We start from the raw sequence: 720 nt of genomic DNA on the forward strand, positions 1-720 counted from the left end.
CACCACGGATCGAGGAGCCCGATTTGCGGGTGACCGGTGCGATGCCGGCGTAGGCGGCAAGGTGGGCGGCGGAGGCGAAGGCGGAGCCGTCGCCGACCTCGATCAGGATCCGGGCTGCAGTCCTGAAACCGATGCCGGGCATCGAGGTCAGGACCCGGGAAAGAGGGTGGTCATCGAGGGACCTCTCCACGTCCTCGGCGACCGCTTTCCGTTGCTGGAGAGTCTCTTTCAGGGTGTCGGCGAGTTTGGGGAGGATTGTCTCGGCGGCCTGGGTGCCGGGGACAATTACGGTCTGCTCGTCGAGGGCGGCAAGGATTTCGCCGACGAGTCGGGTGCCCATGCGGGGTGCGTGTTTGACCGCGATCGCGCTGAGTTTGCGTTTGCCTGCCTTGCGGATTCCGGCGGGTCCCCCGCAGCGGGAGAGGATCTCGAGGACCGCCGGATGGGCGATGCGGGGGCCGAGGACCCGTTCGAGCGCTGGATGGATTCCGGTGAGGAGTCCGCGGATGCGGTTGCTGACCCGGGTGGCCTCGCCGGCGAGGTCGTCGTCGAATCCGACGAGGACCTCGAGTTCGGCGAGGGCCTCGTCGCCGGTATCGACCCGGCGCAGGGTGTGTGGCATGGTGCGGGCGGTATCGGCAATGATGAACGCGTCTCTGGCGTCTGTTTTCGCCTGTCCGGGGTACAGGTCGGCGATGCGGCGCATCGCCAGTCCGGGCA

General features: G+C 67.8%; 1 protein-coding gene. It reads right to left on the reverse strand.

Going from position 1 to position 720, the window contains the following annotated elements; translation table 11 throughout:
* Positions 1-720 (reverse strand): transposase (locus P3H15_RS54265; protein WP_276144865.1); only part of this gene is annotated, 720 nt, incomplete at both ends.

This window comes from Rhodococcus sp. T2V (assembly GCF_029269925.1).
Lineage (GTDB): Bacteria > Actinomycetota > Actinomycetes > Mycobacteriales > Mycobacteriaceae > Rhodococcus_F > Rhodococcus_F koreensis.